This is a genomic window from Paenibacillus sp. FSL P2-0089, from assembly GCF_038595095.1.
GTDB lineage: Bacteria > Bacillota > Bacilli > Paenibacillales > Paenibacillaceae > Paenibacillus_AQ > Paenibacillus_AQ silagei.
This window is the reverse complement of record NZ_CP152006.1, coordinates 277,200-301,908: the sequence shown is the minus strand read 5'-3', so window position 1 is coordinate 301,908 and position 24,709 is coordinate 277,200. Positions and strand designations below refer to the sequence as shown.

Annotated in this window: 21 protein-coding genes; 6 read left to right on the top strand and 15 right to left on the bottom strand. The window is 54.6% G+C overall.

Annotation, left to right across the window (positions count from 1 at the left end; all coding sequences use genetic code 11):
- Positions 1-124: 124 nt before the first annotated feature.
- Together NST69_RS01295 and NST69_RS01290 are read right to left on the bottom strand one after the other, a co-directional pair.
- The gene (locus NST69_RS01295) at positions 125-559 is read right to left on the bottom strand and encodes a BrxA/BrxB family bacilliredoxin (protein WP_036722287.1); all 435 of its coding nucleotides are present in this window, start codon (positions 557-559) and stop codon (positions 125-127) included.
- 170 nt (positions 560-729) lie between these two features.
- Complete coding sequence (locus NST69_RS01290; protein WP_342548260.1) at positions 730-2,349, bottom strand: ATP-binding protein; 1,620 nt, start codon at positions 2,347-2,349, stop codon at positions 730-732.
- Between the two features lie 263 nt (positions 2,350-2,612).
- Here NST69_RS01290 and NST69_RS01285 point away from each other — a divergent pair, with 263 nt between their 5' ends.
- Entirely contained in the window at positions 2,613-3,872 is a 1,260-nt protein-coding gene (locus tag NST69_RS01285) for an NAD(P)/FAD-dependent oxidoreductase (protein WP_342548259.1), read from the top strand.
- A gap of 140 nt (positions 3,873-4,012) precedes the next feature.
- Here the strand turns inward: NST69_RS01285 and NST69_RS01280 are convergent, their stop codons facing one another.
- Together NST69_RS01280 and NST69_RS01275 are read right to left on the bottom strand one after the other, a co-directional pair.
- Positions 4,013-5,281, bottom strand: a complete 1,269-nt coding sequence (locus tag NST69_RS01280) for an ABC transporter permease (RefSeq protein WP_340956351.1) — start codon at positions 5,279-5,281, stop codon at positions 4,013-4,015.
- Positions 5,260-6,057 carry an ABC transporter ATP-binding protein gene (locus NST69_RS01275; protein ID WP_342548258.1) on the bottom strand — a complete coding sequence of 266 codons (798 nt, stop codon included), beginning with the start codon at positions 6,055-6,057 and terminating at the stop codon, positions 5,260-5,262. Before NST69_RS01275 ends, NST69_RS01280 begins: the two co-directional genes overlap by 22 nt.
- Before the next feature lie 258 nt (positions 6,058-6,315).
- On the opposite strand from NST69_RS01275, the gene NST69_RS01270 reads away from it, so the two are divergent.
- Positions 6,316-6,783 (top strand): MarR family transcriptional regulator, encoded by a 468-nt coding sequence (locus NST69_RS01270; RefSeq protein WP_036722277.1) that lies wholly within the window; start codon positions 6,316-6,318, stop codon positions 6,781-6,783.
- 490 nt (positions 6,784-7,273) lie between these two features.
- Here NST69_RS01270 and NST69_RS01265 read toward each other — a convergent pair whose 3' ends face one another.
- The 3 genes from NST69_RS01265 to NST69_RS01255 form a co-directional block, all read right to left on the bottom strand.
- Positions 7,274-8,788, bottom strand: coding sequence for an MDR family MFS transporter (locus NST69_RS01265; RefSeq protein ID WP_036722274.1), 1,515 nt, complete (start codon positions 8,786-8,788; stop codon positions 7,274-7,276).
- A 9-nt stretch (positions 8,789-8,797) separates the two neighbouring features.
- Complete coding sequence (locus NST69_RS01260) at positions 8,798-9,367, bottom strand: GNAT family protein (protein WP_342548257.1); 570 nt, start codon at positions 9,365-9,367, stop codon at positions 8,798-8,800.
- A gap of 179 nt (positions 9,368-9,546) precedes the next feature.
- The gene (locus NST69_RS01255) at positions 9,547-9,846 is read right to left on the bottom strand and encodes a hypothetical protein (protein WP_036700151.1); all 300 of its coding nucleotides are present in this window, start codon (positions 9,844-9,846) and stop codon (positions 9,547-9,549) included.
- A gap of 231 nt (positions 9,847-10,077) precedes the next feature.
- Here NST69_RS01255 and NST69_RS01250 point away from each other — a divergent pair, with 231 nt between their 5' ends.
- Positions 10,078-10,557: a GAF domain-containing protein gene (locus NST69_RS01250; RefSeq protein ID WP_036722270.1), complete on the top strand. Its 480-nt coding sequence runs from the start codon at positions 10,078-10,080 to the stop codon at positions 10,555-10,557.
- 239 nt (positions 10,558-10,796) lie between these two features.
- On the opposite strand, the gene NST69_RS01245 is transcribed toward NST69_RS01250, so the two are convergent.
- The 3 genes from NST69_RS01245 to NST69_RS01235 form a co-directional block, all read right to left on the bottom strand.
- Positions 10,797-13,229 (bottom strand): glycogen/starch/alpha-glucan phosphorylase, encoded by a 2,433-nt coding sequence (locus tag NST69_RS01245; protein ID WP_209877890.1) that lies wholly within the window; start codon positions 13,227-13,229, stop codon positions 10,797-10,799.
- A 107-nt stretch (positions 13,230-13,336) separates the two neighbouring features.
- The gene (glgD, locus tag NST69_RS01240; RefSeq protein ID WP_036722265.1) at positions 13,337-14,440 is read right to left on the bottom strand and encodes a glucose-1-phosphate adenylyltransferase subunit GlgD; all 1,104 of its coding nucleotides are present in this window, start codon (positions 14,438-14,440) and stop codon (positions 13,337-13,339) included.
- Between the two features lie 23 nt (positions 14,441-14,463).
- On the bottom strand, positions 14,464-15,627 hold the full coding sequence (locus NST69_RS01235) for a glucose-1-phosphate adenylyltransferase (protein ID WP_036722262.1): 1,164 nt from the start codon (positions 15,625-15,627) through the stop codon (positions 14,464-14,466).
- A gap of 481 nt (positions 15,628-16,108) precedes the next feature.
- On the opposite strand from NST69_RS01235, the gene NST69_RS01230 reads away from it, so the two are divergent.
- The 3 genes from NST69_RS01230 to NST69_RS01220 all read left to right on the top strand — a co-directional run bounded on the left by NST69_RS01230 (position 16,109) and on the right by NST69_RS01220 (position 18,996).
- Positions 16,109-16,795 (top strand): response regulator transcription factor, encoded by a 687-nt coding sequence (locus tag NST69_RS01230; RefSeq protein WP_036722260.1) that lies wholly within the window; start codon positions 16,109-16,111, stop codon positions 16,793-16,795.
- Positions 16,792-18,261 (top strand): HAMP domain-containing sensor histidine kinase, encoded by a 1,470-nt coding sequence (locus NST69_RS01225; protein WP_342548256.1) that lies wholly within the window; start codon positions 16,792-16,794, stop codon positions 18,259-18,261. The genes NST69_RS01230 and NST69_RS01225 overlap by 4 nt, the downstream gene beginning before the upstream one ends.
- 168 nt (positions 18,262-18,429) lie before the next feature.
- Positions 18,430-18,996, top strand: a complete 567-nt coding sequence (locus tag NST69_RS01220; RefSeq protein ID WP_342548255.1) for an FAD-dependent oxidoreductase — start codon at positions 18,430-18,432, stop codon at positions 18,994-18,996.
- 75 nt (positions 18,997-19,071) lie between these two features.
- Here NST69_RS01220 and NST69_RS01215 read toward each other — a convergent pair whose 3' ends face one another.
- The 5 genes from NST69_RS01215 to NST69_RS01195 form a co-directional block, all read right to left on the bottom strand.
- Positions 19,072-20,055: a glycosyltransferase family 2 protein gene (locus NST69_RS01215; protein WP_342548254.1), complete on the bottom strand. Its 984-nt coding sequence runs from the start codon at positions 20,053-20,055 to the stop codon at positions 19,072-19,074.
- A gap of 84 nt (positions 20,056-20,139) precedes the next feature.
- Positions 20,140-22,356 (bottom strand): glycosyltransferase family 39 protein, encoded by a 2,217-nt coding sequence (locus tag NST69_RS01210; RefSeq protein WP_342548253.1) that lies wholly within the window; start codon positions 22,354-22,356, stop codon positions 20,140-20,142.
- A gap of 163 nt (positions 22,357-22,519) precedes the next feature.
- Positions 22,520-23,065: a DUF1697 domain-containing protein gene (locus tag NST69_RS01205; protein ID WP_036722249.1), complete on the bottom strand. Its 546-nt coding sequence runs from the start codon at positions 23,063-23,065 to the stop codon at positions 22,520-22,522.
- 48 nt (positions 23,066-23,113) lie between these two features.
- Complete coding sequence (locus NST69_RS01200; RefSeq protein ID WP_339312592.1) at positions 23,114-23,914, bottom strand: aminoglycoside phosphotransferase family protein; 801 nt, start codon at positions 23,912-23,914, stop codon at positions 23,114-23,116.
- A gap of 57 nt (positions 23,915-23,971) precedes the next feature.
- On the bottom strand, positions 23,972-24,592 hold the full coding sequence (locus NST69_RS01195) for an alpha/beta hydrolase (protein ID WP_036722244.1): 621 nt from the start codon (positions 24,590-24,592) through the stop codon (positions 23,972-23,974).
- Positions 24,593-24,709 lie beyond the last annotated feature (117 nt).

Genomic DNA, 24,709 nt, shown 5'->3' with positions numbered 1-24,709 from the left:
GAATTGTAATCCCTACCCTTAACATTAGAAAAAAAATCCCGCATGAGCCAAGCCCCCGGCTGACGGCTGGCTGATGCGGGATCATTACTTATTCATGCTGCTGCCCTCAGGCTGCAGGACATTATTACTGGCACACGCGGTCAAAAACTTCCTTCAGCTCCGCAGCAATCTCGGCGGCCGAACGGTCTTCCACACCGTGACGTTCGATGAAGTGAACAAGCTCGCCGTCCTTCATCAGCGCGATGGAAGGGGATGATGGCGGATACGGTGCGAAAAATTCACGCGCCTTGGCGGTAGCTTCCTTCTCCTGACCGGCAAATACGGTGAACAGGTGATCCGGCAGAATCTCGTTCTGCAGCGCCTGGGCTACCCCTGGACGGCACTGTCCGGCGGCACAGCCGCATACGGAGTTCACAACAACCAGCGAAGTTCCCTTGGCTGCCGGAAGGGCTGCTTCCACATCCTCCGGTGTTAATAGCTCCTGAAATCCGATGCTTGTCAGATCGTCGCGCATAGGTTGGATAGAATCTCTCATATATTGATTAAAAGACATGGACATTTCTCTGCACTCTCCTTCATCACTTGAATTGAGATAAGGTCAGAACCCGGATAACGTTACCGCGTTCCAGCACTACTTGCTAACTTTATTATACATACATACTCTGCGAAAGCAAGAGACGCAGCCTGCCGCTGCACAGCCCCGAAACGGTGCCGTCCCCGTGAAATCTGCTACATATATACAGGGCTCTGGACCGCTCCCTCTCTGGACTCCACCGGAAAAGTAACGATGACCGAGGTCCCGGACCCTACCTCCGATTCTACCCGGATCGTCCCGTTATGCCGCTCTGCAATACTAAGACAAAGCGACAGCCCAAGACCTGTCCCCTGGCTCTTAGTGGTGAAGAACGGGGTGAACAATTGTTGCAGCTGGCTCTCGGGCATACCGCTTCCGGTATCCGTTATAATCAGCAGCACGGTATCCTCATGCTCACAGGCAGCCAGCGTCAGTACGCCCTTGGCCTCCATCGCCTCCATGGCGTTGCGGGCCAGATTCAGAATCAGCTGCTTGATCTCCCGGACATTCAGCTGCAGCAGCGGCATCGTCGGGCTGATTTTCAGCTCCACACTCTGGCCGCGGAGATTGGCATCCGCCCAGATCAGCGGCGTAAGCTCCTCCAGAATAGGCTGGAGCCCGGCCGGCTCCTTGTCCGATACACGGGTCTGTGCCAGCGACAGAAAGTCATTGATGATGCTGTTGGCCCGGTCCAGCTCCTCCATGACAATATGATAATAGGAGTGGAGATCCTCCGGACTTTTCTCCCGCATCAGCTGCAGGAAGCCGCGAACTACCGCCATCGGGTTACGGATCTCATGCGTAATGCCCGCAGCCATCTGCCCGACCAGCGACAGGCGCTCGACATTGTCAAGCTCACTGCGTATTTTCTCCTCTTCCGTCAAATCCTGAATAATCATGACGATGCCGCCCGGCAGTCCCGATTCATGCTGGAGCGGCGCGGTAAAAATATGATAGGTCATCGAATCGACCCTGATCTTGGTATTTGAGCGCTGTCTGCTCCTCAGAACCGCCTGTAACCGGGTCAGGGTAGCCTGATCCATGCTTTTGCCGAAGATATCACTAGCCGGCCTGGACAAAATAAACTCTCTGGTCAACAAGGGACAATGACGCTGCATCAGGCTCAGCATATATTCATTCACCTCTGTCACATACCCGTTGTCATCGAACTCCATAATATTCAGCGGAACTACATTTGTAATCTGCTGCAGCTTCTCCGATTCCCACTGGAATTTCTCCGAGATTCCCTGCATTTGGACCCTGACCTGCAGTTTGTCCCACGCCTTATCGATATAGGTGATGAACAAGGCGCCCAGAATTAGGGCCGTTAATCCATATAGTCCGGCGAGAGCCGCTTGGCTGGGAGGTATATCCATGACGTTCCTGCCCTGTATATTCGGTACAATGACTATGAATAACATGCTCGGGAAAAGTGCGCCCCACAGGATGAAGATTTTGCCGGGTATCGCAGATTTCTTGAACATCCCGGACATACCGAAGAGCAGCGGATACAGCAGCACCCCTGTATTCAGGAAGAGATGCTCCAGACCTGAGGGCACCGAGAACAATGCAGTACAGAAGAAGAAATATAGCGCGAGGTAGACGCTGGAGCGCAGATTACCATATAAGATCCCAATATACGCCGGGAGAATAGCCAGATTCAAATAGACCAACCCGAACATCGTGGCCGACAGTGCCATGCACAGCGTAATCCCCAGCGCGCAGCAGATCATCAGAAAGGTCTGGTCATCCGGAAACCTGATGTTCCTGCGCAAGGGATGGCCCCGGTCCAGCCTCCACTGAAAGAGAAACAGAAAAATGCAGGCAGCCGATATTTGCAATAAAATATCCTTTACCGCATAAATAATTGCAATCACTCCTCAAATTGGTTAAAATTCCTTTTCCACTTAGATTAAAGCATAACCGCGCATTCCTGACAACGATAATCAGGTTTCGGTCGCTTGGACCTGGCTACACTCCGCCTGGAATGGTATGATGCCGTTAATAGAGTGTCGCAATAAGCAAAAGGAGCAAATGAATGAGTAACTACGATGTAATCGTCATTGGAGGCGGCCCGTCCGGGCTGATGGCCAGCGTAGCCGCAGCCGGACACGGAGCGTCCGTACTTCTGATCGACAAAGGGGCGAAGCTGGGCCGCAAGCTGGGAATCTCGGGCGGCGGGCGCTGCAATGTTACCAATATAAAGGAGACCTCGGAGCTGATCGCCCATATTCCGGGCAACGGCCGTTTTTTATACAGCTCGTTTGATCATTTCAACAACCGGGATATTATAGATTTCTTTGAGGGGCTGGGCATTGCCTTGAAGGAGGAGGATAACGGGCGGATGTTCCCTGTATCGGACAAGGCCGCAAGCGTAGTATCCGCTCTGATAGGCAAAGTGAGGAGCCTTGGTGTGCAGATCATGACGGACAGCCCGGTCCGGGAGGTTCTCTACGAGGAAGGAGCCGTCCGGGGCATCCGCCTGGAGTCAGGCCAAGCGTTCGGCGCGAAGGCTGTAATCATCGCCACCGGAGGCAAATCCGTGCCGCAGACCGGATCTACCGGCGACGGGTACCCTTGGGCTGCCGCCGCCGGACATACGATCACGGAGCTGTTCCCGACCGAGGTCCCCATTCTCTCACGGGAGGCGTGGATCAAATCCGGGGAGCTGCAGGGCTTGTCCCTCCGCGATGTCATGCTGAGCGTCTGGAATCAGAAGGGCAAGAAAGTGATCTCTCACAGGGGGGATATGATCTTCACCCATTTCGGCTTATCCGGCCCGATTGCGCTGCGCTGCAGCCAGTTCCTCCGCCAGGTTCAGCAGAAGTCGGGAAACGATACCGTGGAGATGTCCATCGACCTGTTCCCGGACCTGTCCCTGCAGGAGGCGGAGTCTATGCTCCAGAATAAGCTCGATCTGGAGCCGAAGAAGGCTATCCGCAATTCGCTGAAGGGTCTGCTGCCCGAGCGCCTGATCCCGCTGCTGCTGGCGAAGAGCGGGCTGGACGGGGAGATTACAGGCCATCATCTGCCCAAGCTTGGCCTTTGGGCGCTGGCTGCCCTGGTGAAGCGGATGCCCGTTCAGGTTCACGGGACACGTTCCCTGGCGGAAGCCTTTGTGACCGGCGGGGGAGTTGCGCTCAAGGAGATCGACCCCAAGACCATGCAGTCCAAGCTGACCGCAGGCCTCTATTTCTGCGGTGAGATTCTCGATATTCACGGGTATACCGGCGGCTATAATATTACCGCTGCCTTCTCCACCGGCTATACGGCTGGCAAGCATGCGGCGGAGCAGTAAGGTGGATAAGCAGCGCCTATAGTTAGCTTCTTCTGTCTGGCCTGCGATCTGAGAAACATCCCGGATGCTGCCAGTGACAGCCAGAACAGCCGTAACAGCAAAAAGCCTTCCCCCGGCTTGTGGAGGAAGGCTCTTTTCTATTATCTTGCAAACCTTATGACACTGAAGATACGGCCGATCCAGATTCCGGCGGCAGCCCCGACAGGGATAAAGATCAGCAAGCCCAACCAGCCGTAGGCCGGAATGCAGAGCATAGCGGAGCACAGGACGGCAAAGGGCGTCAGCAGAATGGGCATCGCCTTGGAGCCGGCGTCCGCCTTCTGCTCCTTGGTGAACGGCAGAATGCCGATATAATCATCCCCGGAGAACAGATTCCAGAAGGAGGTCAGCCAGTAGGCCATCAGGCAAGTCAAGATGGCGTACAGCAGCCATTTCAGTACTACCGGCACAATAAGGATGGCCACCAGCGACACCCCGGTGAACTGCAAATACAGCTTGAGATGGGCCGGATTGCGCAGCAGTGCCTTCATCCCTGCGGCGGCGAAGCGGCTCTCGGGCAGCTTCGAGGCCAGCAGCGGCTGTGACTTGCGGAAGATCCAGGGCTTATAGCGTGTCGGCCGCGGCTTATCCAGCACACGGCGCAGCAGAATCGCTGCAATTCTCATCCGCTGCTTGTAGTCTTCGCGCACATCATTCATGAACGTGCCGCGCAGACGCAGGCGGGCTCTGAAGGCCAGAACGGTCACTACAGCGTAGGCGGCTGCCGCCAGGAACAGAAGGGCCGGGCTGTCCTTCCAGAAGAGCGCGAGACGCAGGTAGATCCCGCAGGGTACGGCCACCGCCAGGATCAGCCACAGCCGGCGGCGGAAGCCCTGCCGCTGTACCTTGACGATATGGCCCAGCAGCTTAACGGCCCAGCTACAGGTTATGGTCAGCGCCAGCAGGCCATAGGCGCTTGCCGTGCTCAGATCGTAGCCGCGGATCAGAAACGGCAGCAGAATGACGTACACCGCCGCCATCTTCAGCGCAGTTACCGCTAGGCTATAGACCATCCCGCCCTTGAGGATCGTGCTGATCCAGTTCTGTCGCTGCCGCAGGAACAGCAGATCGCCTTCCTGGAGCAGCAGTACGATACCTCCGGTAGCCAGCAGAATGGCCAGCAGCGAAGGCACGACCACAAAGGGTACATGGCTGAACCAACCCGGGAGATTGCCGTTCCAGTAGCCATAATAGAAGCGGCCGCCGAGAAGGCCCCCCGGGATGAGGATATACAGCAGGACCGTCCAGTCTACAGCCGTACGGATAATAGCACTCTGCTCCCGGAAATGGGAGAACAGTCTTCGTCGTAAGAGATTCCTTGCAGCCGGGAACGCAAATGAATTCCGGCTCATGTTAATTCGTCGAAGCAATCAAACAGCGATCCCTCCGGCAGCCCCGCTTCCCCGCGTATCGCCGCAAGTGTCCCCTCGGCGGCAATTTTGCCTCCGGAGATCAGAATGAAGCTGTCGCAGATTTTCTCCGCTGTATCCAGAACATGCGTGGACATCAGCACCCCGGCGCCGCGTTCCCGTTCCGCCTCCAGCAGGCGCAGGAAATCCTTGGTGGCCCTGGGATCAAGGCCGATGAACGGCTCGTCCACAATATAGACATCCGGCTGTACCAGGAAGCCGAGCATGAGCATCATCTTCTGCTTCATCCCCTTGGAGAAGCCCGCCGGCAGATCATCGCGCACATGGGTCATGCTGAACTGTACCAGCAGCTCTTCCGCCGTGGATTCGAAGGCTTCATAGCTTAAGCCGTAGGCAGCGGCAGCCAGATCAAGATGCTCCCACAGCGTAAGGTCCTCGTAGAATACCGGCTGCTCCGGCACGTAGGCGTAGGACTGGTTCTCACCGCCCAGCTTCACCCGGGCCTTGGCATGCTTCAGCAGACCAAGCAGCGTCTTGATCGTAGTGCTTTTACCGGCCCCGTTCGGTCCGATCAGTCCCAGCAGCTCGCCCTTTCTCACCTGGAAGGAGATTCCTGAGATGCGGATATCCCCTGCCTCATAGCCTGCTTCCTCAATTACCACATCAAGCACGGTATCCTCTTCATCGTAGTCATCATCGTCGTCGTAATACTTGTTGATCCGGTCCTCCGTCTGCTTCGGAGCCTTCTGTTCCTCTGAGCCTTCTGTCTCTTCCATATCTATCTCCATCTCCTGTATCATCATTCAATATAATGCGATCATAGCACCATAGACGGACCTTTGCTGCAATAATTTTCACCCTTTATCCGTCCTTCAAAAGATTGTTCAATTTTTTATAATTAAAAGTGTGCTTATTGTGACAAATGACATGTTTTTCAATCTTTGTTTGACGTATTGTAAAGGCTAGATATCCGGAAGGAAGTATTCCAAACCGTGCGGATAAGCCCGTACGATTAACAATAGAGGTGGAGAAGCATGATACAATCCTATGAACGCGATACTCAGTTGACCCTGCATTTGTACAGAGTTTTTGCCAAGTCCTTCAAGAGCATTAACGAGCATGCTGTAACCGGCAGCAAGATCGAAGGCTTCAACCCGACCGCCTTTGCAGTCATGGAGGTTCTCTATTACAAAGGACCGCAGCCGATCCAGCAGATCGGTGCCAAGCTGCTGCTTCAGAGCGGCAACGTTACTTATGTGATCGACAAGCTGGAAGAACGCGGCTACCTGCAGCGCAAGCCTTGCCCCAGTGACCGCCGTGTTATTTTTGCCGAGCTGACTACCGAGGGCGAACGCCTGATGAACGAGATGTATCCGAAGTACTCGGAGCGCTTGCATCTGGCCTTCAGCGGACTCAGCGATGAAGAGAAGGAACAGATGATTGTGCTGCTGAAGAAGATGGGCCTGCAGGCAGAGAAGCTCTCCCCGCTCCCGCGCAAATAAGGGTAGTTGAGGAATCGGCGGTTGTGAATCTATTCACTAATCAAGCCAATGTAGGGGTTGTTCCAAAAAGCAGGTAACGGCTGCTTGGAACAGCCCTTTGTTTTGAGCAGGATCAGGCGTAAGCAGCTTGTAAGGAGCAGCTTTGTTGCACATCTTGCAGGATTCCTTTATAAAAGTTACTGACTGAAGCACAATGTTGCATTATTTGCACAAATTCCGATGTTTAGAGCAAGTTAGCGCTAAATTTGTTGCATTTCCTGCAGGATTTCAGCATAAACCGCTCCTACGGGGCAATATTCTTGCACTTCTTGCAAGATTTCTCTATAATCCACAATAGAAGAAAATCATAGTTCCCTAAATAAACACAAAAAATCGCTCGTTCTGGTAAATGGAAGATCCGCCATCCATCCCCAAAGGAGCGATTTTTGTATGTTCAAGCCCTCACTCAATAAATCTCCTAATCAGGACAATCCGTGCTAAGACTTGAAGCTTAACGCTTCGATGGTGTATTTACTTCCTGTATGGAAGGCACCCCTTGGTCAAGACGCACTGAGATTACCAGGGAGATCACAGCGAACACTGCCATCACGATGAACAGGGAGTGCAGACCGCCCTCCAGCGCACCTTGCAGACTGCTCCAGGCTTCCTTAGGCAGCACGCTTCCGCTATGCGGGTTAAGCAGCTGGTTAATATCTGCGCCGGAGGCGGCTGCCCCCGGCTGTTCCGCCAGGCTCCGGTCAATACTGAAGTTCAGCCAAGAGCCGAAGATTGCCACCCCCACCGTCTGCCCGAGTGAGCGGGTGAAGGTGTTCAGTGCCGTAGACGCACCGCGCTGCTCATGCTGCACCGAGGACTGGGCGATAATGGTGAAGACGGTCGAGGCATAGCCGAAGCCCACCCCGCAGAATAGCATCAGCACCAGAAGCAGCAGCTGCGAGGAGTCTGCATTCATCAGCGTAAGCCCCACGGCTGCGATAACAATCAGCGAGAGGCCGAGCATTCCCGTACGGCGCGTGCCTGCACGCAGAATCATCCGCCCGCCCGCGATGGAGCCCAGCATCCAGCCGACCGACATCGGTGCCAGTAGCAGGCCCGAGAGAGCGGCGCTTTTGCCGAAAACGCCCTGCACCCACAGCGGAACATACGTAGACAGCCCGATAATGAGCGTGCTGACCAGCAGATTCGCACCTGTAGAGACTGCAATATTACGGATGGAGAACAGCTCCAGCGGCAGCATCGGCTCGGCGGCCCGGCGCTCCACGAACAGGAACACCACGAGCAGCAAGACAGCCGCCAGGAGAATAGCCAGCAGCAGCGGAGAATTCCAGGGCAGACTCTGCCCCCCAGTCGTCAGGCCAAACAGCAGCGCCCCCATTCCCGCAGCGAACAGCAGCACTCCGGCTACATCGATCTTCGTCTTGCGGCGGACCTTCTCTTCCTTAAGATAACGCGAGATGAAGATAATCGACAGCAGGCCGAACGGCAGATTGAACACGAATACCCAGCGCCAGCTTAAGTAATCCACTACATAACCGCCAAGCAGCGGCCCGACCAGCGAAGAAATCCCCCACACTGAGCTAAGCAGCCCCTGCGTCTTCGCCCGTTCCTTCAGACTGTAGATATCTCCGATAATGGTAAAAGTCATCGGAATCAGCGCCCCCGCACCGATCCCCTGAATCCCCCGGTAAATAATCAGCTGCTGCATACTCTGCGAGACTCCGCATAACAGCGAGCCTGCGAGGAAGACTACGGCCCCGCCAATGAACACGGGCTTCCTTCCGATCAGATCGCTCAATTTGCCAAAAATCGGCGTGGTCACTGCCATCGCCAGCAGATAAGCTGTAAAGATCCAGCTCAGCCACTGCATCCCCTGGAAATCCCCTACGATGGCCGGCCCCGCCGGACCCGTTACCGTCCCTTCAATCGCTGCCAGAAATGTAGCCAACAGTACGCCTGTCAATATTAACTTCCTCTGCTTGTCCCCCAGTGAACTCAATGAATCCATACCTTCTCTCTATGTTCTCTCTCCTGCGCCCGTATCTTCTTGCAGCAGGGAATACATCACTACATCCTGATAGCCCGATGCTGTATGCCGGTATTGCCGCAGCAGGCCTTCCTGCCGGAAGCCAAGTCCCGTGAGCAGACGCTCTGCCCGAATGTTGCCCGGATGGCACAAGGCTTCCAACCGGTTCAGCCCCATGCTCTGGAAGCCGAACGCAAGCGCAAGCGTAAGCGCTTCCTGCATGTACCCCTGGCGCATGGCTGCCGGTGACAGCTCGAAGCCGATCTCTCCCCGGTAAGCGCCTTGAAGCTGCCAGTGGTTATAGCCGCAGCTGCCGATGACACGGCCTTCCGGCCCCAGGATGCTCCAGCGCAGGCTCTCTTCCTCCACCGCCCACTCCGCCAGCAGGGCAATCAGTGCTTCCGTATCCTCCACAGAGGACAGAGGCGGGCCATCCAGCCAGGGCGCTACTTCCGGATGGCTCCAAATCGCGAACAGCGCCTGTGCGTCCGCCGGCAGCATCGCCCGCAGACGTACCCTTCGTCCGCTTAATTCCGGAATAACCCCTCCGCACACATACATGTTCCCGTCCCCTTTCAACCCTATCAGTATACATCTTATTCTGCCCGGACGGCGTATTTACCTGTCACTCCCGCTTATCCATCACAAATAGCGTCTGCCCCCATGGCTTGCCGCCACACGGTCAGACGCTGTACCTTATCCCTGATGTTATATTCCATTCGGTGCAGCTACGTTCAGACTTAACCCGAAGCACCCGCTGCCTTAACCGGCTTAAGCACTTCGGTGCACAGTACACCAAGCTTGGCCTGAATGGCTTTGAACTCTTCGATTCCTGTTCCCGTGACACTATAAGCGTCGCCATGGGCGGTGAGGAAATTCTCCTGGGTCAGCCGTTCCAGCTCCTGTTTCACTTCGCGCTCCGCCACCCGGTACCCCAGGTTCTCCAGCTCCGGCAGCATTTCCGTTAGTGTCAGATCCTTCTCATGTGCACAATATAGCATATGGATTCCAATAAACAAGTTCTGTACGTCGGCGCGCATGTTTCACTCCTTCTGGCTACTAGCCTGCTGTATTTATAAAAGCATTACCCTGCCCTGAGTTCCCGGAAACATCCCCGCTTAAGTAATCCTTGCTTCTTCCTCTTCTTCCACTAAGCGGTAAAACCTGTTAATCCCCCGTTAATGCTTGACGTATAGCGCTTCACTGTACTATCTTGATAGTTAACAGTTATGGGATTCATACTGACTCAAGGTACAGGAAGGTGATGCTTCATGTTTCAAGCCATGCCTTATGATGGCACTCGCAGCGAACGGTTCGAAGCCGTTCTCAGCCAGCTCGGGGCACTGATGGAGGGTGAACCGAACGCCATTGCCAACTTGGCCAACGCTTCGGCGCTGTTAAAGCTCTCTCTGCCGGACACCAACTGGACCGGTTTCTACTTGTACGACGGCACAGAGCTGGTGCTCGGCCCCTTCCAGGGACTTCCGGCCTGCATCCGGATTCCGCTGGGCCGCGGTGTCTGCGGAACCGCAGCCGCCGAGCGCCGCACGCTAGTGGTCGGCGATGTTCATGCCTTCCCGGGGCATATTGCCTGCGATGCTGCCTCTAACAGCGAAATAGTTGTTCCTCTGGTCAAAGGGGACACCCTCTATGGCGTACTGGATATCGACAGCCCGCTCAAGCACCGCTTCGACGACGAGGAGCGCCGCTTCCTCGAACGGTTCGCAGCCATGGTATCCGAGGTGCTGTAAGGCTAGCCTTCATCAGCAGCAGCAAGTAAGTCCTGAACCGCAAAATACCCCCACAAAGTGGAGCTTAGCTTTGATGATGACTCAGGTACTTTGCGGGGACCCCAAAACATATCAATTCTTATGTACCAAAGAAGCCGCCCAACGCAGGAGTTTTTCCTGGATAGGGCGGCTTTTGCTTTGCTGTTCTGATTATACCGCCTGGAGCTGCGGCTATGAAGCTGCAGCCTGTACCGATGGCGTTACAGCCGGACCGGATCGATATGCCAGATCTCGGCGGCGTAGCGGCTAATCGTATTGTCGCTGGAGAATTTGCCGGAATGGCCGATATTGATGATGGACTTCTTCAGCCATTCCTTCTGGTTCCGGTAAGCCAGGTCAATCTTGACATGGGTCTCCACATAGCTGGCGAAATCCTTAAGCACGAAGAATTCGTCATTGTTATCAATCAGCGACTGGAAGAGTGTATCGAACTCCTGGGCATGGGAGATGAAGGGGCCAGGGACGATTAGCTGATCCAAGACTTCTTTTACCCGGCCATCGCCATTATAGATATCGCGGGCGTGGTATCCGCCGTACTGGTAATAATCAAGTACCTGCTCTGCCCGGAGGCCGAACAGGAACATATTATTGTCCCCTACCATCTCATGCATCTCCACGTTAGCCCCGTCCATGGTTCCAATCGTCAGCGCACCGTTCATCATGAACTTCATATTGCCGGTACCAGAGGCTTCCTTACTTGCCGTGGAGATCTGCTCGCTAACATCGGCGGCCGGAATAATCTTCTCCGCCAGCGATACCGAATAATTCTCCAGGAAGAAGATACGGATCTTCCCGTTAATGTCAGGATCTCGGTTCACAACATCAGCCACCGTATTGATCAGCTTAATGATCCGCTTGGCCAGATGATAGCTTGGAGCAGCCTTGGCACCGAAGATGAAGGTCCGCGGCACGATATTAATGGATGGATTATCCTTGATCTGATTATACAAATGCATAATATGAAGCACGTTCAGCAGCTGGCGCTTATAGGCATGCAGGCGCTTGACCTGTACATCGAAGATCGAGTCGGGATCTACCGCAATACCATGCTTTTTCGTGATATATTCAGCCAAATGCAGCTTGTTGCGGCGTTTGATGGCGGCCACCTGCTCCTGGAAGGAGGCATCCTCACTGTATTTGATCAGTCCGATCATCTCCTGGGGCTGATGCATCCAGCGGGTGCCAATGGACTCGCTGATCAGTCCGGCAAGCTCGGGATTGGCATGCTGCAGCCAGCGGCGGTGCGTAATGCCGTTGGTCTTGTTATTGAAGCGGTGCGGATACATCTCATTGAACAGCCGCATCTCACGCTTTTGCAGAATCTCCGTATGCAGCGCTGCTACACCGTTCACACTGTGGCTGGCGACAATCGCCAGATGTGCCATCCGTACTTGATCGTCATGAATGATCGCCATCTGATTGATCCGGTCCTGGTCTCCGGGATATTTACTCATCAGCTCGCCGCAGAAGCGGGCGTTAATCTCCTCAATAATCAGGAAGATGCGCGGAAGCAGCTCTCTGACCATGCCGATCGGCCACTTCTCCAGTGCTTCGCTCAGAATGGTATGGTTGGTATACGACACCATCCGGGTAGTCATGCTCCAGGCCTGATCCCAGCCCAGATGATAGACATCCATCAGGATGCGCATCAGCTCAGGGATCACCAGCGTAGGATGAGTGTCATTGATATGCAGAGCTACCTTGTCAGGCAGGCTGTCAATCGGCAGACCCGTCTTGGCGAAGGTCCGGATAATACTCTGCAGGCCGGCACTGCACATGAAGTACTGCTGCTTCAGACGAAGCAGCTTGCCTTCGTACTGGGAATCATCGGGATACAGGAATTCAGAGATAGATTCCACCGAACGCTTGTATTCCAGGAACTTGTGATAATCCGTACCGCCCTGAGCGCCGAAGACTCTCGATGGCTGGGTGATGGACTCGGCACTCCAGTTCCGCAGCGTGTTCACATGTCTGCGGTCTGCACCGATAACCGGAATATCATACGGAACCGCCCGTACAGCTTCATAATCTCTATGCTCGAATACAAGCTCTTCGTTCTCCCAGCGGGTGTCCACATGTCCCCAGAAATGTACCTCGACCTGTTTGTCCTCGCGGCGTACTTCCCACACGTTGTCATTCTGCAGCCAGTAATCCGGCAGCTCCACCTGATAGCCGTCTACAATCTTCTGCTCGAACAAGCCGTATTTATAACGGATACCGCAGCCGTGTCCCGCATATTGCAGGGAAGCGAGCGAATCCAGGAAGCAGGCGGCCAGGCGGCCCAGCCCACCGTTGCCCAGACCGGCATCGGCTTCCACCTCTTCGATATCCTGCAGACAGAAGCCCAGATCCGCGAGGCCCTCACGGACAACCTCCAGCACGCCCATATTCAGCAGGTTATTACCCAGCAGCCTGCCGATCAGGAATTCCATGGAGAAATAATATACCTGCTTATCCTTATCGATCTTGAACTTCTGATTGGTGTCCGCCCAGTCCTTACCGGCACTCTCCCGGATCATGTTGCCGAGAATATTATAGATGTCGGCGTTCGAAGCTTCTTCAAGCGGCTTGCCTAATTTCCCGATGAGTTTCTCACGGAACACTTGTTTGAAAGTCTCTTTATCGTTGAACAACAGCAGGTTCCTCCTTACAGATGCATGTATTGGTTGAAATTAGTGCCTATTACAACACTGGATCAGAAGAAATGCCCCGAAGTGGCACATTCCCCCTGATCCAGATATTATATCTTGCTGCTCTTGGCAATGACAAATGGACGCCTGCTGTCTCCAACGAGTATCCGGTCTTTGCTGAGATGCACATCTTTGTCCATGATCACATTCTCAATCACGGCATTCTCTTCAATCACGCATTTCTGCATAATCACAGAATTAATAATTCTCGCACCCTTACGAATCTGTACGCCCCGGAAAATAACGCTGTTCTCCACCGTCCCGGCGATTACACAGCCGTTGGCCACCAGCGAGTTGCTGACCGACGCACTATCCAGATAACGGGTAGGCGCCTCGTATTTAATCTTGGTCTGCACCGGATTCTCTTTGAACAGGCCAAAGTAATTCTCCTGCTTCAGCAGCTCCAGACTGTTCTTATAGTAACTCTCCAGCGAATTGATAACGGCATGGTAACCCTTATATTCATAGGCGGAGATTTTGAATTTGTGGCGGTTCTTCTGAATGGCATCGCGGAAGAAATAGCTCTCGCCATGGGCAATGCAATGCTCCACCTGCTCCAGGAACAGCTTCTTCTCCATAATGAAGATGTCCAGATACACATTCGGATGATGCTTCTCATGGTGAATATTCGTAACGAGGTTGTCGTCATTAAGCTCGACCCGCAGACACGGATCATGCTCCGGCTGAAGCTCGTCAATCTGCTTGTAGACCATTGTTACATCCGCGCCCTGCTCCAGGTGATACTGATAGAGGTCCTGCAGATCCACCGTGTTAATGTGCTGGCTGCCGGAGAAGACGATGTATTTGGCTGAAGCCCTTTTGAAGAAATCCAGATTGTTATGATAATGCTGCAGGTCTCCCAGGGAAGTGTCCGTAGGGTCATTCCAGTCTGGCGGCAGGATGAACAGTCCGCCGTGCTTACGGTTCATATCCCACGATTTGCCGTCACCGAGATGATCCATCAGCGACCGGTATTTGCGGCGGACGAACAGTCCCACGCTCTCCAGCTCTGCACGCATCATGTTGGACAAAACGAAATCAATCAGCCGGTACCGGCTGGCGAAGGGGACCGCTGCCCCGCAGCGGAAATAGGTCAGTTCATTTAAATTATCCAATTCATGATCAAGATTAATTACACCCATAAGCTCTTTCATCGGAATCCCCCGCCCTCTTGTGGTTATATGGTTTTGGCTGCTACAGATTTGAGCTTCTTGCTTCGTTTGTCGATCAGCAGAATTTCATTCTCATTCTCCCGGTCGACGCCGATTTCCATATTATCCTCAATGACCGTGTTCTGACTGATGATGGCTTTATGAATTCTCACGTTCTTGCCGATCTTCACCTTGGGCATAATGACAGAGTCGGTGATGACACTGCCTTCGCCCACTTCAACCCCGTAAAAGAGGACAGAGTGCTTCACCTCGCCATGCACGATGCAGCCCTCATTAATGATGCAGCTTGATACCTTGGCTCCCGGTGCCACATATTGTGCGGGCTGATTCGGATTACGGGTGAAGATTCTCCAGCCGGTATCGTTCAGGTTCAGGGGAGGCGTATCGCTCAGAAGATCCATATTCGCTTCCCACAGACTGTCTACCGTACCTACATCTCTCCAGTAGCCTTCAAAAGGATAAGCGTACAGGGATTGGCCTTCACCCAGCATCATCGGAATAATGTCCTTACCGAAGTCATGGGATGATCCGGCGTTCTCCCCGTCCTCAAGCAGATGCTTGCGCAGAACATCCCATTTGAAAATATATACCCCCATAGAAGCAAGTGTGCTCTTAGGCTGGGCCGGCTTCTCTTCGAACTCGTAAATCTTCAGATCATCTTCCGTATTCAGTATGCCGAAGCGGCTCGCTTCCTCCAATGGAACGTCAATGACCGAGATGGTGCAGTCGGCGTTCTTGGATTTGTGATATTGCAGCATGGCATGATAATCCATCTTGTATATATGGTCTCCCGACAGAATTAACACATGCTCCGGATCGAATTGATCCACGAACTTAAGATTGCGGTAAATGGCATCCGCCGTTCCCCGGTACCAGCTGCTTCCATTCTCCCGTTCATGCGGAGGCAATACGAATACGCCGCCATCCTTACGGTTCAAATCCCAGTCGCTGCCGACTCCGATATACGAATGCAGCACCAGCGGTTCATATTGTGTCAGCACACCCACGGTATCGATGCCCGAATTCGAGCAGTTACTTAGGGGGAAGTCGATGATCCGGTAGGTTCCTCCGAAATAAACAGCCGGTTTGGCAATCGATTTGGTCAAACTTTTTAATCTTTTCCCTTGGCCTCCCGCCAATAGCATGGCTACCATCTCTTTTTTCTTCATGGAAGAGCCTCCTTGACTTATGGGTAATGGAACATGTAATAAATTAGGTTAAATGAGTGATGCTGTGAAGTTAGACCTAAGTAAATACCCTAAAAAGAAGTGTTGTGAAAAGATGTAGCCCAAAAGAAATGCAGAGACAGGATGAATACGGGTGATACGGGGAGGAAAACAGCTGATCGGGACATATTACCGGTTAAGCCGAATCAAAAGCAAAAACCAGGTTGTATCCTTTATTTTAATAGTGTTCTATACCCGCCGTCAAAACCCTTTATTGCCCGCCTTAAACTGAGTAAATTCTAACTATATTTCATATTCATGGCGCGATAAATCACTATAATTAGATTAATATGATTAACCGCAATCAGCGCGAATGAATCGAAGGTTTGGCTCCAAAGACCTATTTTCAGCAAACCTTCAACCTGTAGCTTCAAACTATGGACATACTATACTTACTTAATTACTGGATATGGAGGAATTGCTAATGAAAGCAGCCCAAGGTGTCCGGCTACTCCTGGTGGATGATGAGCCTCATATCCTTCAGTTTCTGGAGCTGGGCCTAATTAACGAAGGCTTTGAGGTACAGACCGCCGCCGATGGCGCTGAGGCCCTGGCAGCAGCGGCCGACTTCAAGCCGCATGTCGTTATTCTCGATGTGATGATGCCCGGCATGGACGGATTCGAGGTCTGCCGGTGCCTCCGCGCTGAGGAAGCAGAGGTGGCGATCATCATGCTTACTGCCAAGGATGAGGTGGACGACCGCGTCACGGGCCTGTCCCTGGGCGCAGATGATTACATGGTGAAGCCGTTCAGCTTCGAGGAGCTGCTGGCCCGGATTCAGGCCCGGCTGCGCAACCAGTTCCCCGGCCTGCTCGGCGAGGTCCGCTGCGGCCCCTTCCGGATTGACGGCCGCCGCAAGGAGATCCGCCATAAGGAGGAGGTGCTGGAGCTGTCTCCGACCGAATATGAGCTGCTGCAGTATCTGGTGATCAACCACGGACTGGTCCTGAGCAAGCCGATGATTCTGGACAAGGTGTGGGGCTATGACTTCGGCGGAGAGGAGAATATCGTGGAGGTCTATATCCGCTCCCTCCGGGAGAAGCTCGGCGACAAGGAGCACCGGATCATCCGCACCCTGCGCGGGGCGGGGTACCGGGTGGATCTGGTATGACTGCCCGGACCCGTAGATTCACGGGCAGATTCCATGCTCCGCGTTCCCTGCGCAAGCAGCTGCTCGTCACCTCGCTGCTCATTCTCTCAGGATTGCTTATACTGATCGGCACACTCCAGTATGTACTCATGCGAAATTTCATATACAGCAACCGGGCAGAGGCGATGGAGACCCAGATACGCTCTGTGCCATTTGAAATCTTCAATAATGCAGGTAACAGACGACCCGGAGGAGACCGTCGTCCCCTGCTGCTGGACGCCCATACTACCCTCGCTATCTACAATCAGGATGGCGGCTTCATGGATTTGAAGGAAGAGACTCTGTCCGCTTCGCCTGCACCGAGAATGAGTAATGAGGCTTATGACCAGCTGTTGAAGCTCCCCCAGGACAAGAGGGGCGGGAATTACCAGTTGATTACCGCCGGGGATGGCAGCGGACATCTGGCTGTCTTCATGAATCTGGGCAGGCCCGGTGCTGCCCGGATGCTTCTGCAGATGACAGTGGAGACCGGACCGCTGAGGGATGTCATCCTGCAGCAGCTGCTTATCTTCGGCGCATTGTCGGTAGCGGCTCTGCTGGCCGGGCTGCTGCTGTATTTGCCTACGCTGCGCAAGACGCTGGTCCCCTTATCCAACATGGGGCGTTCGGCCCAGATTATCGATGCCGGCAACCTGAATGTACGGTTCCCCGAGGAGCAGGGCCAGCTTGAGATCGACCAGCTCTCCCAGTCCTTCAACGGCATGCTGGAGCGGCTGGAGATTTCGTTCAAGAATGAGCGGGAGGCGAAAGAGCAGATGCGCCGGTTCGCCGCAGATGCTTCCCATGAGCTGCGGACGCCGCTGACGTCCATCTACGGCTTCCTGGAGGTGCTGCTGCGCGGAGCTGCCGATAACCGGGAACAGCTCTACAGCGCGCTCAGCAGCATGCACGGTGAAGCCAAGCGGATCAACAAGCTGGTGGAGGACCTGCTTCTGCTCGCCCGGATGGACGGCGCACCCCGGCTGCAGGTCAAGCAGGTACTGCTGGGCGAGCTGATTGACGACATGCAGGCGCAGCTGCGGGTACTGGCCGGAGAGCGGCAGGTCGTCTTCGACCTGGCCTACGGCATCCGGTGCCTGGTTGATCCTGACCAGATCAGACAGGTCCTTCTTAATCTATTCCACAATGCGGTTCAGCATACCGATGCGGTCAAGGGCATCATCCATATATCTCTGCACGCCGCAGGAGAACTGGCAGAGCTGACCGTGAAGGATAACGGCTCCGGCATCTCTGCGGAGCATCTCCCGCATGTCTTCGACCGCTTCTATCGCAGCGATTCCTCCCGCACACGCAAATACGGCGGCTCCGGGCTTGGGTTATCGATTACGAGGTCCATTGCCGAAGCGCATCACGGAGAGATGACGGTATCCAGCGCTCCGGGTGAAGGCGCTGCCTTCAAGGTCTCCCTTCCATGCCTGCAGGATTAGCCAATGAGCTGTAAATAGCGATATAATAGTAGGCAGGAATGAAGCGAGTTTTGCGAAGTGAATTAATGAGGTTTATGCTATCAAAACTTAAAGCATATGCTTCCGAAGTGAGTTTTGCGAAGTGGTTCCATGAGGTTTATGCTATCAAAACTTTTAGGAGGGTATCTCATGTACGAAATCGCCATTATCGGTGCCGGTCCTGCCGGTGCAAGCGCCGCCCTGTTCGCTGCCAAGGCCGGCAAAAAAACACTGCTGATTGACAACGACAAAGGTATGACCCGCAGAGGCTGGTATGAGAATTATTACGGAATTAGCGAGATCGGCGGACCTGATCTGGTAGAAACCGGACATAAGCAGGCCGTGAAGTTCGGGGCCGAGCTGGTTGCCGGACAGGCGACCTCACTGGAAGCCAGCGGTGAGGGCTTCGTCATCGGGACAGAGAGCGGAGCTACTTATGAAGCTAAGCATGTCGTGCTGGCGACAGGTGTTCTGACGGATCTGGCTGCCGCAGCCGGGGTAACGACTAAAGAAGGTACGGAGCCAAGAATCAAGACGGTGATTGCATCCACACCGGAAGGCAGAACCAACATCAACGGAATCTGGGCCGCCGGAACCGTTGCCGGAATGAGTGTCCACGCGATTATCACTGCCGGGGACGGCGCCAAGGTTGCCGTTAACATTATCAGTGAGCTGAACGGCGCACGCTATGTCGATCACGATTTGCTGAAGGCTTAGCAGATACAGCTGTTACATAAGAACCGCCTTTCCTTTTTGGAGGAGGGGCGGTTTTTTGATGTGGAAGGAATATGGTTATTTGTTGAGACTGGCGACTCTCTGCTCCTGCGCGCTCTGCTGCGGCCTGCCGCTGTAGAATTCCTGAACGATGTAGAGGGGACGGCCCTTCGATTCATCATAGATCCGTCCGACATACTCCCCCAGAATACCCAGCATGAGCAGCACGAACCCGTTGAAGGTCAAGGTGATCCCGATCATCGATGCCCAGCCCTTCACGGCCGCATCCGTAAAGAGCGCCAGATACAGCACATACATCAGGTACAGAAACCCGGATACGGACAGCAGTGCTCCAAGAACACCCGCCAGCTTCAGCGGCTTATAAGAGAAGGAGGTAATGCCGTCCAGCGACAGCTTCAGCATCCGTCTGAACGGATATTTGGTCTCTCCGGCCAGCCGCTCCTCCCGCTCATATTCTATCGCCTTCTGGCGGAATCCGACCCAGCTGACCAGACCGCGCACGAAGCGGTTCTTCTCCGGCAGACGCTTCAGCTCATCGCAGACTCTGCGGTCCATCAGGCGGAAATCGCCGGTATCCACCGGAATGGAGATTTCTGTCGAATAACGCAGCACCCGGTAAAATAAGCTGGCTGTCCACTTTTTAAACAAGGACTCTCCGTTTCGCTTGATCCGCTTGGCATACACGACCTGATAGCCTTGCTTCCACTCCGCAATCATCTCCGGAATCAGCTCGGGCGGGTCCTGGAGATCCGCGTCAATGATCACGACCGCATCACCCAGCGCATAATCCATACCTGCGGTAATAGCGACCTGATGCCCGAAATTGCGGGACAGATCGATCAGCTTCACACTTTCATCCCAATAGCTGTATTCCTCGATCATCTGCGCGCAGTTGTCCGTGCTGCCGTCATTGACGAAGATCAGCTCGTAGGGCTCGCCTGTTATGCCCATTACTTTTTTGATGCGCCGGTAGGTCTCCTGAATAACAGCCTCTTCATTGAACATCGGTATTATAATGGAATAGCGCACTTGAACACTCATGGGCAGCTCCTCCTTAAAAGTAGTAAGGAAGCGCGCCGGCACACGGCCGGATATACGCGCTTCCTGATCTCCTGCTCATGCAGGTTAGTTCAGGGTGATTTCGTACAAGGTTCCGGCATTGCCGCTGTTCTGCGTTCCCTGCCAGTCTGCGGCCGGAACCTCCGTCCCGTTCGCGGTAATCCATTCCGTAATCTCCGAGCTGCCGCCGCCCCGCATCCCGCCCATGCCGCCGCTGGTGACCAGGAAGTACTTCACTTGCCCGCTCTCTACAAGCTCCTTCAGAGTGGCTGGGGTGTAGGGCGTATCTGACGCATTGAAGCCGTTCAGGATGACGACCTGCTCCCCTTCGTCGATGATATACGGGCCTGCCGTTCCATAATCCATCGCTGCGAACAGATATTTCTCGCCGGTATTATGCTCCTTGAGATAGGTCAGCAGAGACTCATTGATACCGGCAGCGTTATTCCTTCCCCCCATGCCGCCCATGTTGGCTATGTCGGGCATGTTGGCTATGTTGGGCATGTTGCTCATTGCCCCCATCCCGAAGGGGCTGCCGCTATCCGGCCCTGCTGCTGGAGTCATGCTATTATTTCCATAGACAATCGGTGTAAATGCCCAGTAGAGCGGGCCAATCAGCAGCACCAGGAACCCTGCTACCGCAGCGGCATGTAACCAGGAATGCTTAGTCCGTACCGCCTTCAGCAGCCGCAGAATTATTAGCACTACTGTCATTGCAATACCTGCTGCCAGTATGCCCACGGACCAGCCGCTGCCGATGGTATCGTTATACGGACGGATAATGTACACCTCAAGCACCGTTGTAGCCAGCACGGCTGCGGGCAGCAGCCACGACAGCCAGGTCTGCCGCTCCTTATAGTAGCTCCAGAGCTGAGACCAGCCTGCACCTGCCAGCGCCGCCACCGGCGGAGCCATCATAATCAGGTAGTACTGGTGGAAGAAGCCGGCAATGCTGAAGAATCCCATGACCGGAACCAGCCAGGCCAGCCAGAACAGGGCTTCCTTATGCTGCCGGGTGAAGCTCCTGCGGCGCAGGCTGGCCAAGATCCCGATGCTGCCAAACAGCACGAACGGCAGCAGCCAGCTCGCCTGACCGGACAGCTCCTGCTGGAACAGCCGCAGCGGACCGGCAGTGCCTGTGTTGAACATGCCGCCACCGCCCATCCCACCGCGTCCGTTCGGGCTTCCGAACCCGCCGAAGCCGCCGTCCGCTCCTTCACCGCGCCGCCCGCCATCCTGACCGCCCGGTACCATACCGCCACTGCGTCCGTCCTGGCCTGAAGCAGTCCCGCCGCTGTCACGGCTCTGAATGTCCCCGGCAGCGGAATCACGGCCGTTCATCGTCCCTTGTCCGTCCGCGCCCCCTTGTCCGCCAGTTCCATCCATAGGCGGGAATTCACCGCTAAAGTCCGGCATTTCCCCGTTCATTCCGTTCATTCCGGGCATGCCACCGCCGCCGCCGAAGCCCCCGCTCCCGGCTCCTCCAGTGCTGCGGTCACCGGTCAGACGGGACACACCGTTATAGCCAAAAGCCAGATTAAGCACAGAATTGGTGCCGCTGCTCCCGATGTAAGGCCGCTTATCTGCCGGAATGGAATCGACAATTACAGCCCAGGATAGAGACACTGCCAGCAGTACGGCAGTGCAGGCTGCAAGGGTGCCGGTCTTTTTTTTCCAGTTCACCTGGGCTGCCAAAAGATAGAACAGATAAAAGGCCGGAAGAACCATATATGCCTGCAGCATCTTCTCATTGAAGGCGACACCGATAAGCCCGAAGGCGGCGAGCAGGCTACCCGGCCGGTGGGTCCGGGTGCCTCTGAAGAGAAACCATGCTGCCAGCAGTAGAGTGAATACCAGCAGCGCATCAATATTGTTCGTCCGGCTTACTGCCGCTGCTACCGGGGTAGCCGCCATAACGAGCGCTGCAAGCCGTGCCGCCGCCCGTCCGAAGGTTGGCTTCACCAGCAGATAGACTAAGAGTACCGAGCCTACACCGCCGAGCACCTGCGGGAGAATGACACTCCAGCCATGCAGGCCGAAGACCAGCGCGCTTAAGGTCTGCAGCCAGAAGGTTACCGGCGGCTTATCGACCGTTACAGACCCTGCTGAATCCAGGGAAGCGAAGAAGAAGTTATGGAAGCTCTGCAGCATGCTGCCCACTGCGGTTGTATAGTACGTATTGGCATATTGGTCATTCCAGATTCCGTATCCGTACAGGACGGCTGCCAGCAGCATAATCATTACCAGTACAACATCGGTACCCGGCCTCTTCAGTATTTTCATCGTTTGATCCACTCCGATTCGTTCATTTCTTAGGTGTATTATGGCATCCGTACCTTAACCGGCAATGAATGCCCGCTGAATGTTTGCTGAACGTGCCGGACACGCCAAATACCCCACCAAGAGATACATCCTGGTGGGGTATTTGGGAGAGCAACTATTTCCTTTACGGCTTACGGGCCAGCGCTGCTACCTTGTTCAGGGTATTCCAGTTGCGCGCGGTAAGCGCCGTTCCCAGCAGCTTGTCGAATGACACCTTGAACAGCGGCGACTCGCTCACACTCACTTCATAGAAGGCATACAGCTCCTTGCCGATCACCCGCACCTTATCGGCTCCATCCTCATAGGGACGGAGCTTCTCCAGTGCTTCAGCGGCTGGCTCCGCTGCCAGAAACGAGACGTACAGGCGCTTGTAGGCTTCCGGCTCACTCTGCGGGAACGGGTTGCCGGCAATGGCCGCCTCCAGCTCCTCCAGAGAACGGATGATTACAGGCACCTCAAAGCCGAAGGTCTCCTGGATCTTCCCGCTAATCATCTCCGCCAGCCCGTCGCCTGTTAACGCTTCACTCTCAAATACAACGTTGCCGCTCTGAATGTAGGTGCGCACATGCTCATATTTAAGCGCTTCGAACATCGCCTTCAGTTCTTGCATCTTAATGATTTTGTTGCCGCCGACATTAATGCCGCGCAGTAAGGCAATGTATGTATTCATCTGCGTTCCGCCTTCTCTATATCATCTATTATTCTGTTGCCCGCAGCGCTATGCTCTCAGGCGTCTGCGGATCTCGCGGACCAGCAGCTCCTTCTCGGGAACCGGGAGTCCCTCAACCAGCCGTGCCGCCGCCACCGGCAGTATCCACGGGTTGATATCTGCAAGCGTCAAGCCTGACAGCTTCAGATACCTGCGGACATATTGCGCGGTCAGCCGCTTCCTGGCGAACCCTAAGAACCCCTTAGTGAACACAGAAGCCGACTCAGGTATGGCCCCGATACTGAACATGATCACCGACCGTGCAACATCTGCTGCAGGATTGCCGCGGACGCCGGTCATCCAGTCAATGACCCACAGCTTGCTGTCCATCAGGATGTTGTCCGGGTGGAAATCTCCATGGCACAGCTTCTCCCCGTTCGGCAGCCGGGCAAGCCGGGACAGAATCTTTGTCTTCTCCTCTGTCTCAAGCATGGGCGCGGCGATAATCTGCTGCTCCAGCCGCTTCTTCTGCGCTCCTGCTTCGCCCATGCCATCGAGCTGGTGAAGGCTATGATGCAGGCCGGCCATCTGCTTGAAGCCGCTGAAGTTCAGCCACGGCTTCCGGTTCATTTGCTGTAACAGGGTAGGACCGGCGATCTGCTGATACACAATTCCCGGTCTGCCCTCTACCACTACCCGCTCATGGGGCTGCGGAGTAGCAACACCTTGTTCATAGACCCATTTACTGAAACGGTATTCTAAGTCCACATGCTCTTCCGGAACGTCATCGCGGTACAGCTTAAGAATCTTTCCTTCCCCGTACTCCAGCACTTCCGCCGTTCTGCCTTGACCGATTACCTTCCCCTGCATATCAATGCCCTCCAGGCTAATCCAGACTGATCCGCGAGTAAATGCTCTCATCTCCCTTTATAGTGAATCGCGGAAAAACTCATGATAGAAATTAATAATAACCAGCAGCACAGCCAGTGATTCGTTGACGCTATCCACTTCCAGAGCGTGGTTGGCATCGTCAATCCTGTATACCCTTACCTGCTTCATGCTGCTAAGCTCGGCAGGATGCTGCCCGGTGAACATCGGGTCACTCCCGCCATAAATTACACTGCCCCGGCTCTGCCGTATGAACGGAAGGCTCTCGGGAACAGGGGTAAGGAACAGATGCGAGACCTTCTCGCCCACTCCGGGCTCCGACGCAACCTTACCCGCAATAATCGTCCCCATACTCTTGCTGATGAACAAAAGCTGCTCGTAGTCGGGAAGTGAAGCAAGCGCAATCTTGCATTCCTCGGCAACAATATCAATCTCCTCGCGCTTGAAGGATACTCTCGCAGCCTGGTAGCCGTATTCAAGCAGCAGCAGGTCACAGCCGTATTCCCGGGCCAGCTTGCCCGCATAATCCAGCAGCGGCCGCTCGGCGGAATAATTCTGTCCCGGAAACACCACAGCCAGCATCTTGGAGCCTTGCGTAATAAGCTTATGTCTGACCTCTCTGCCCCAATGTGAGGACATTACAATGCTGGATACGCTCATCTATCATCCACGCCTTTCCTACCTGTTCTATGAGATTCTCTCTTGCCTCTCATTATAGCTAACTTCAGCACAGGTTGAAAACCGGACAGCCCCGCAGGGCGGGGCTGAATAGCTGAC